The organism is Pedobacter sp. GW460-11-11-14-TSB4, from assembly GCF_059423705.1.
In genome coordinates this window covers 1-9,408 of the sequence record NZ_JBWKYI010000055.1, presented here as the reverse complement: position 1 = coordinate 9,408, position 9,408 = coordinate 1, and the positions used below count along the sequence as shown (strand labels likewise).

Genomic DNA, 9,408 nt, shown 5'->3' with positions numbered 1-9,408 from the left:
ATATAATACCAGTAAACATAGTAACTTAGAAATTGTTTGCAAACTGAAGTAGATTTTTAAAAGAATAAAATAGATTCAGGCTATTCTTTTGTAGTTGTGCTATTTGTCAATACTTATTATTAGGTATTGGATTAAAATTGAGTAAAAAATTTAATATTTCCTTAATATTTTGATTATAATAGCTGAGGTTAGGGCTATATTCCTACATAAAAAATGTTAGGCTTAATTTAACCAGCCATAGTATTGGTTGTTCTTTTGATGGCAACTTTTCTAACCGTTTCAACAATCGCATTTTTATCATATCCACATTCAGCCCAAAGTTCAGCCTGTTCGCCATGTTCGATAAATTGATCTGGAATACCCAGGCGGATTACATTGGCGTGATAACCATGATCGGCCATAAATTCCAATACTGCAGAACCTATCCCTCCGGGTAATGAGCCATCTTCTACCGTAATTACATTTTTGTATTTGGCAAAAACTTCATGTAATAATTGTTCATCTAAAGGTTTTACAAAACGTAAATCGTAATGTGCCGGATAAAAACCTTCGCTGTTCAGTTCGGCGCGGGCTTCAACAGCAAAGTTACCTACATGACCAATGGTTAATAACGCTACATCCTCTCCATCACAGATCTTACGTCCTTTGCCAATTTCTAATGCTTTAAATGGTCGTTTCCAATCAGGCATTACACCATTACCACGTGGGTAGCGGATTACAAATGGGCCAACATTTTCTTGCTGGGCGGTAAACATCAGGTTTCGCAACTCTTCTTCGTTCATTGGAGAAGAGACTACCAAATTTGGGATGCAGCGCATGTATGCAATGTCGTAAGCACCATGGTGTGTTGCACCATCGGCACCAGCTAATCCAGCTCTATCCAGACAGAAAACCACGTTTAGCTTTTGGATAGCCACATCATGAATCACCTGATCGTAAGCTCTTTGCATAAAACTCGAATAGATATTGCAAAAAGGTACCAGCCCTTGCGCAGCTAAACCGGCTGAAAAAGTCACGGCATGTTGCTCCGCAATACCCACATCAAATGCACGTTTTGGCATCGCTTTCATCATGATGTTTAATGATGAGCCTGATGGCATAGCGGGCGTAATGCCTACAATTTTATCATTCGCCTCAGCCAGTTCTACCATGGTATGTCCAAAAACATCCTGATATTTTGGTGGTTGCGGCTTATCAGGAACGCTTTTTTTAATTTCTCCCGTAATCTTATCAAAAAGGCCCGGTGCATGCCACTTGGTCTGATCTTTCTCTGCTAATGCAAAACCTTTTCCTTTTACGGTAATACAGTGTAAAAGCTTAGGGCCAGGAATAGCTGATAAATCTTTTATGGTTTGTGCCAAACGTTTTACATCGTGCCCATCAACAGGGCCGAAATACCTAAAGTTTAAGGCTTCAAATAAATTACTTTGTTTCAGTAAGGTGCCTTTAATACTTTTCTCTATTTTCTTAACGTACTTGTGTGCGTTAGGACCAAGTTTAGATAATCCGGTAAGTACATGAGAGATGTCATCACGGAAACGGTTGTACGATTTCGAGATGGTAATGCTGGTTAAATATTCCTTAAGCGCACCTACATTGGGATCGATAGACATGCAGTTATCATTTAAGATGACCAGCACATTACTGTTTTCAATCCCGGCATGGTTTAAACCTTCAAAAGCTAAACCTGCAGTCATGGCACCATCGCCAATAACAGCCACATGCTGTCTGTCTGTTTCACCTTTTAATTGCGAGGCTACCGCCATGCCCAAAGCAGCCGAAATAGAAGTAGAAGAGTGGCCTACACCAAAAGTATCATATTCGCTTTCAGAAATTTTCGGGAAACCGCTAATTCCGCCGTATACCCGGTTGGTATGGAATAAATCTCTACGGCCTGTTAAAATTTTGTGCCCATATGCCTGATGACCTACGTCCCAAACTAATTTATCGTAGGGGGTATTTAGCGCATAATGTAAGGCAACTGTTAATTCAACAACACCTAAACTGGCGCCAAAATGGCCACCATTTACACTCACAACATCAATAATATACTGTCGTAATTCCTGGCTTATTTGTTCTAAGTCAGAGTCGCTATATTGCTTTAAATCAGCGGGATAGTTGATTTTAGATAATAGGGGGCCAGCTTTTACTTGCATTCGAAATTTATGGTAAAAAACAAGATACAAAGTAAGGTAAATTTGTTTTAATATAGAAAAGAAAAATACTGGTTTATTCTTAAGCGTTAAGCGGTTGGCGATGAGGGCTTAGCATGGAGCGTTTGGCGAAGAGCGGCTGATGATTGCGTGTAGCGTTTTAAGTTAGAGTACCTGAAAATTTTCATTATGTTTGTCTCTTCACATGCAGGCAGAGAATTTTGAAATAAAACTTCCGGTATTCGAAGGCCCCTTCGATTTATTACTGTTCTTTATTGAACGGGATGAGCTTAATATCCAGGATGTGGAGATTGCTAAAATTACGAACGATTTTTTGGCCTATATCCATCAGCTCCTGGCCTTGAATGTAGAAGTGGCCAGCGAATTTATTTTAGTGGCCGCAACTTTGATGCGCATTAAATCTAAAATGCTTTTGCCAAGGATTGAGGTAGATGAGGCCGGAAATGAAATTAATTCGGAACAGGACCTGATCGCCAGGCTAATTGCCTACAAACAGTTTAAATCTGCAGCAGAAGAAATGAAAGTTTTTGAAGAGGAACGGTTTAAACAGGATCAACGCGGTAATATTGCATATGATCTAACCCTGGCAGCTGCATCCTCCACGCATCAGGATGAACTTTTATCATTGGATTTGTATAAGCTTTTAACCATTTACCACCGAACGATGCAGAAGTATGAACTGCGCAGTGAGGAGGTTAAACATACTGTTGTTCAATATCCCTATACTATCGAACAGCAAAAACACTTTATTGCCAATTTGCTTGATATTAATAAACAGATCGATTTCGCCCTAGTCCTTAAAAATTCGGAGAATAAAGTGCATTTTGTTTATAATTTCCTGGCTATTTTAGAAATGTTGCAGCAACAAATCGTAGAGATAACCATTGGGAGCGGCTTTAACAACTTTAATGTGAAAGCATTATCCTAATAGAGCCTAAATTAAATTTGAATTTCTTACTTTTGCAAAAAAAATACAAACCTCATATAATGATGACACGCGACAACCAAATTTTTGAACTTATTGATAAGGAGTTAAACCGCCAAGAACATGGTTTAGAGCTTATTGCATCAGAAAACTTTGTAAGTAAGCAGGTAATGGAAGCTGCCGGATCGGTACTAACCAATAAATATGCTGAAGGCTTACCAGGAAAACGTTACTATGGCGGTTGCCAGGTAGTGGATGTAGTAGAGCAAATTGCTATCGATAGGGCAAAAGAGTTGTTCGGTGCAGCATGGGTAAATGTTCAGCCACACTCTGGTGCACAAGCTAACGCAGCAGTAATGCTTGCCATTTTGCAGCCAGGTGATAAAATATTAGGATTTGATCTTTCTCATGGAGGTCACTTAACTCATGGTTCGCCCGTTAACTTTTCGGGTAAATTATACCAGCCTTTATTTTATGGTGTTGAAAAGGAAACCGGATTAATTGACTATAAAAAATTAGAAGAAGTTGCTTTAGCCGAAAAACCTAAATTAATCATCTGTGGCGCATCTGCTTATTCTCGCGAGTGGGATTATGCTTTTATCCGTTCGGTAGCTGATAAAATTGGCGCTTTGGTTTTAGCTGATATTTCTCACCCGGCAGGTTTAATCGCAAAAGGATTGTTGGCCAACCCACTTCCACATTGCCATATTGTAACCACTACAACTCACAAAACGTTACGTGGTCCACGTGGTGGTATGATTATGATGGGACAGGATTTCGAGAACCCATGGGGATTAAAAACACCTAAAGGCGAAATCCGTTTAATGAGCAACTTGCTTGATATGGCCGTTTTCCCTGGTACACAAGGTGGTCCGTTAGAGCATATTATTGCGGCTAAAGCAATTGCTTTTGGCGAAGCTTTAAGCGAGGAGTACGGAACATACATTAAACAAGTAGCTGCTAACGCACAGGCAATGGCCAAGGCATTTGTAGCGAAAGGATATGGTATTATTTCTGGTGGTACAGATAACCACTTAATGCTGATCGATCTTCGGAATAAAAATATCACTGGTAAAGTAGCAGAAAATGCTTTAGAGAAAGCTGAAATTACAGTGAACAAGAATATGGTTCCTTTCGATGATAAATCTCCATTTGTAACTTCAGGTATCCGTGTAGGTACTGCGGCAATCACAACCCGTGGTTTAAAAGAAACTGAAATGGAAAAGATTGTCGATTTAATCGATCAGGTTCTAACCAACCCGGAGGATGAAGCTAACCTGAATAGTGTAAAAGCTGAAGTGATTAAACTGGTAAGCGCTTTCCCACTTTATAAATAAGATTATACACCAACCCCGTTGGCAATACAATAGCATGAGCAGTTACATTAATTTGTAGCTGCTTTTTTTGTGAAGTAAGTTTATCGGCTTTTTTTCTTTAAAACAAACGTTTGTTTTATATATTTGGCAAATTAATGTGATATAAACTTATGTGTGGAATAGTAGGCTATATTGGTTACAGAGAAGCCTGGCCAATTGTACTGAAAGGTCTTAAAAGATTAGAATACCGTGGTTATGATAGCGCCGGTATTGCGCTGATGAATAACAGTGGTCAGCATATTTATAAAAAAGCAGGAAAAGTAGCTGTTTTAGAAGAATTTGCTGAGGCCCATGATAAATCGGGCACTAGTGGTATGGGGCATACCCGTTGGGCTACGCATGGTGTACCCTCAGATCGGAACTCTCACCCACACACCTCTAATAATGGAAAGCTTTCTATCATCCACAACGGGATTATAGAAAATTATGCCACCTTAAAGGAAGAATTGACTAACCGTGGGCATGAGTTTAAAAGTGATACGGATACAGAAGTGTTGATTCATTTGATTGAAGAAATCCAGGAAATTGAAAATATAGATCTTTTAGAAGCGGTTCGTTTGGCCTTACGCGAAGTAAATGGAGCCTACGCCATCGTGATCATGGATAAAGAACACCCGGATCGTTTAATTGCGGCAAGAAAAGGTAGTCCAATGGTAATTGGTGTTGGAAATGGAGAATATTTCATTGCTTCTGATGCTACGCCGATTATTGAATATACCAAAAATGTAATTTACCTAAAGGATGGCGAAATTGCCCTGATGACCAGGGAGGACCTGTTGATTAAACAGTTAGATAATGTAGTCCAAACCCCGCTAATTCAGGAACTGGAGTTAAAGCTCGAAATGTTAGAGAAGGGTGGCTTCGATCACTTCATGCTTAAAGAGATTTATGAGCAGCCACGTTCGATTAAAGATTGTATGCGGGGGCGTATTTATCCTGAAGAAGGGAAGGTTCAGCTTGGCGGGATCAAAGAATTTGCAGAGAAATTAAAAAATATAGACCGGATTATTATTGTGGCCTGCGGAACCTCATGGCATGCAGGTTTGGTTGGCGAATATCTGATTGAAGAATATGCGCGAATCCCGGTTGAGGTAGAATATGCTTCAGAGTTCAGGTACAGAAATCCGATCATTACTGAAAAAGATGTGGTAATTGCCATTTCACAATCTGGAGAAACTGCCGATACCATGGCGGCTATAGAGATGGCCAAAGAACGGGGGGCAACTATTTTTGGGATCTGTAATGTTGCCGGTGCCTCCATCCCGCGTTTAACCCATGCTGGTGTTTACACACATGCCGGACCAGAAATTGGTGTAGCATCAACAAAAGCATTTACCGCACAAGTAACGGTTTTAACGTTGATGGCCTTTTATATGGCGCAGCAAAAAGGAACCATTACCACTTCAAAATTAATAGAGCTTTTAACTGAACTGGATAATATCCCTGAAAAGATCCAGGTGGCACTTGAGTCGAACGATCTGATTAAAGAGGTAGCAGAAAAAATCAAAGATTCTACTAACTGTTTGTTCTTGGGGAGAGGCAGTGGTTTCCCTGTAGCCTTAGAAGGTGCTTTGAAACTGAAAGAAATTTCATATATCCATGCAGAAGGTTACCCTGCTGCAGAAATGAAACATGGTCCGATCGCTTTAATTGATGAAGAAATGCCAGTAGTTTTTATTGCAACGCAAAATTCATCGTACGAGAAAGTGATTAGTAATATACAGGAAGTAAAAGCCAGAAAAGGAAAAGTGATTGCCATTGTAACGCAGGGCGATACCGAAGTGAAGAAAATGGCCGATTATTGTATCGAAATTCCTGACGCCAATGAAGCCTTTTTACCACTTATAGCAACCATTCCACTACAGTTATTATCATATCATATTGCGGTAATGCGTGGTTGTAATGTAGATCAGCCTAGAAATTTGGCCAAATCCGTAACCGTTGAATAATTTTACAACAAAACAAATAAATAAAGCAGTTGCATTAATTTGTAGCTGCTTTTTGGTTTATAAGCGGTATTTAAATACTGACTCTGTTAACTAAGCCCGATTGAACGGATGCCGTTTTAATTGATAAATACCTTTTTTACTGAGCTTTTAAAACGGCAGGAGGAAAAGCGGGACTGCAGGCTGCCATTAGCACTAACACTAACTTTAAAAAAAATATTTTTGATGATATAGGATTGCGATTAAGAGGATGTAGGTTTTTCAAAAAACTTTTTTTAAAAGTAAAGGGCCGATATTCTTAGAAGAAATATCGACCCTTACCATCTAAATTAACGCTCTCGAATATATAAACGGAAATTCTCGCCGTTTTGTTTTCAGAAAATAAAAAAAATAAATTATTTCTCGTAACTGCCTAAGGTTGAGGGATAAATTCTTGTATCCCCTTTCGCATCCTTAATAAGATAATTAAAATAGGGGTCGGTGCTTAAGTCAGTGCCCTTTTTTCGGGCAATGCTATTGGCAGCCAGCTCAAAATTCTCCAGTTCTTTATTAACAAAAAGAGGGTCGGTGTTTAAAATATTGCCATTGTTACTGTAGGCGTTGTTGCTGGATCGGATTAAATTGCTCCATAAATTCAGCTGCACTATTGCAGCAGTTTTCTTTTGGATATCCAGTTCATTCGTTAAACTGCCCCAGATAATATTATTGGTTAAATCTATTTGAAGTTTATTATAAGCATTTGCCGATAAATAATCTGAAAAACTCAAGGAAGCGGTTTTGCGTGGGAAATTTAAGTTATAACCCGCAAAAGTATTCTGCTTCAAATTGTAATTCCCCCCTCCTACTGCATAAATTAAATAATTCCCACAGTTATACATTACATTATTAAAAGCGAGCAGTTCTGAATGGTAGCCGATATAAGCCGCCACCTGCATGTTTTTAATAAGGCTATTGCTTAAAATTAATTTTGGATTATTATTAACGGATAAAGAATCGGAGGTAATGCCAACAGATGCATTTTTGATGATCGCATTTTTAATAAGCCCATATCCGCTTCGTTTTAAGAAAATCCCTTTCCATTGGCCGGGCTCATCACTATATGTTCTTTCGAGTCTATCGCTACAAAATAGTACAGGCTGAGTAAGGCTGCCATTAACTGTTAGGTTTCCTTCTATATTTAAATTAGCATCCTTATGAAAATAAATTTTGGTCCCAGGCTGGATGGTTAGTGAAGTCCCGCTTTTAACCGTTAAAGATCCATTGATAATATAAGGTAAAGCTTTTGTCCAGATGGTATTGGTATTAATTGTCGATTCATTAACAAATACAGCATTCTGTCCATAGGCTAAAAGCTGAATTACCTGTCTGTTGCCATTTGTATTTAATATGATGGAATCCTGAACCAGGAAGGGGAGGTTGGTTGAATTTGGGTTGATCGAAACTTTAACAAAAAGATTGATTGAATCCTGGCCGTTTATGATGAGGTCATTTTTGTTTTGTGTTGGCTCCCCGTTAATGTTAAGGCTAAACGCCGAATTGCTGCCACCCGATAACCTGATTTCTGATACTTTAACCGCATCATTATTTTTGTTGGTAATCTTTATTCTTTTCGTTATTGAGCCTACAGAAGTAAAAATGGTATCAAATAATACCTCCTGATTAGCAATGTTCAGTTTAGCATTTGGGTCTGAGGTAATGCGTTCCCCCTTCCGGCAAGCTGAAGTAAGGAATAAGATTAAAAGCACTAAACCAATATGTAAACGCATAAATCAAACTTAGAAAAATGTTTGGCTACTTACAATAGCACTTAAACCATACAATCGTATTATTCTGCAAAGGCAAGTGCCGCAATACTCACTTTAGCTGCCCCAATAGCTAAGAGTGTATTGGCGCACGCTTCAAGTGTTGCCCCGGTAGTAATTACATCATCAACCAGTAAAATATGTTTACCACTGATGTCTTCAGGAGAATTGACCTGAAAAACATCTTTCATGTTTTCATAACGGTTATACCTGCTTTTTTTAGTTTGACTTTCGGTAGAAGTATTCCGGATAAGGTGATCTTCGCTAATTTCAATTCCCATTTGTGCTGCAATTCCTTCTGCAATAAAGGTACTTTGGTTATATCCTCTAATCTTATATTTTTTTCGGTGTAAGGGAACCGGGATCACGATATTAATATCTTGGTAAAGAACCTCGGTTTTTAACCGTTCTCCCAGCATGTTACCTAATAGTACCCCAACATCGGTTTTGCCATTGTATTTTAAGCTGTGAATTAAATTTTGAACCTTGGCTCCTTTTCTAAAATATAACATGGCCATTGCAGCGTTTAGAGGTAAGCGGCCCCATAATTGCCTGGCAACCCTGTTATCTGCATCTTGGTGATAGTCTGTAAAAGGGAGATCATATAAACATTTTAAACAAATCAACTGCTCATGCCGAAACAGGTGAGTTCCGCACGCATGGCATAAATTTGGAAATAATAATCCAAATAAATCAGAAGTCCATTGTTTAACCAGCAACATCTAACTAATTTATAAAATATTTGTGAAGACTGCGGTATATTAGATAGAAGGTCTTTTTTTTAGCAAAGCAGGTTTAGTGCTACTATATAGGTATGTCCCCGCTATCCGCTTTATCCCGACTTTAGGTCGGGATGCCCGCTGCTATCGGGTTTAGATGGCACTGACTTCCTAAGTTTCAAGTGGCCGGGTGCAGGAAAAACTTCGGGATTGTCTGGGCGGCGCGCCAATAAACACTTGTTTCCTTAAAAAGTTTTGCCCGTCGCAACATTTTTTCCTGTTGAAAACCATGGAGTTACCTCAGGCCTTTGGTTAATCGGCAGAAAAGCTTTGCAGAAGCATTAATTTTTCCTACTTTTGCATCCCGCTTCGGAGGAAGGGTTTTATTGAAAGGATGGTATTAGAGTGATTGGGTCGGTATTTATTTTAAAATAAATATTGCGGGAGAAGAAAAGATTGCTACCTT

The 9,408-nt window shown here is 38.9% G+C and carries 6 protein-coding genes; 3 read left to right on the top strand and 3 right to left on the bottom strand.

Features of this window, described 5'->3' with window-relative positions:
- Positions 1 to 227: 227 nt before the first annotated feature.
- Complete coding sequence (gene dxs / locus AC07YT_RS24840) at positions 228 to 2,156, bottom strand: 1-deoxy-D-xylulose-5-phosphate synthase (protein ID WP_086548114.1); 1,929 nt, start codon at positions 2,154 to 2,156, stop codon at positions 228 to 230.
- 202 nt (positions 2,157 to 2,358) lie between these two features.
- On the opposite strand from dxs, the gene AC07YT_RS24835 reads away from it, so the two are divergent.
- The 3 genes from AC07YT_RS24835 (at position 2,359) to glmS (ending at position 6,424) form a co-directional block, all read left to right on the top strand.
- On the top strand, positions 2,359 to 3,102 hold the full coding sequence (locus AC07YT_RS24835; protein ID WP_086548113.1) for a segregation and condensation protein A: 744 nt from the start codon (positions 2,359 to 2,361) through the stop codon (positions 3,100 to 3,102).
- Positions 3,103 to 3,164: 62 nt separating this feature from the next.
- Complete coding sequence (gene glyA / locus AC07YT_RS24830) at positions 3,165 to 4,436, top strand: serine hydroxymethyltransferase (protein WP_086548112.1); 1,272 nt, start codon at positions 3,165 to 3,167, stop codon at positions 4,434 to 4,436.
- Between the two features lie 149 nt (positions 4,437 to 4,585).
- Positions 4,586 to 6,424 (top strand): glutamine--fructose-6-phosphate transaminase (isomerizing), encoded by a 1,839-nt coding sequence (glmS, locus tag AC07YT_RS24825; protein ID WP_086548111.1) that lies wholly within the window; start codon positions 4,586 to 4,588, stop codon positions 6,422 to 6,424.
- A 392-nt stretch (positions 6,425 to 6,816) separates the two neighbouring features.
- Here the strand turns inward: glmS and AC07YT_RS24820 are convergent, their stop codons facing one another.
- Positions 6,817 to 8,187, bottom strand: coding sequence for a beta-helix domain-containing protein (locus tag AC07YT_RS24820; RefSeq protein ID WP_086548110.1), 1,371 nt, complete (start codon positions 8,185 to 8,187; stop codon positions 6,817 to 6,819).
- 59 nt (positions 8,188 to 8,246) lie between these two features.
- On the bottom strand, positions 8,247 to 8,735 hold the full coding sequence (locus AC07YT_RS24815) for a ComF family protein (protein ID WP_494945576.1): 489 nt from the start codon (positions 8,733 to 8,735) through the stop codon (positions 8,247 to 8,249).
- Positions 8,736 to 9,408 lie beyond the last annotated feature (673 nt).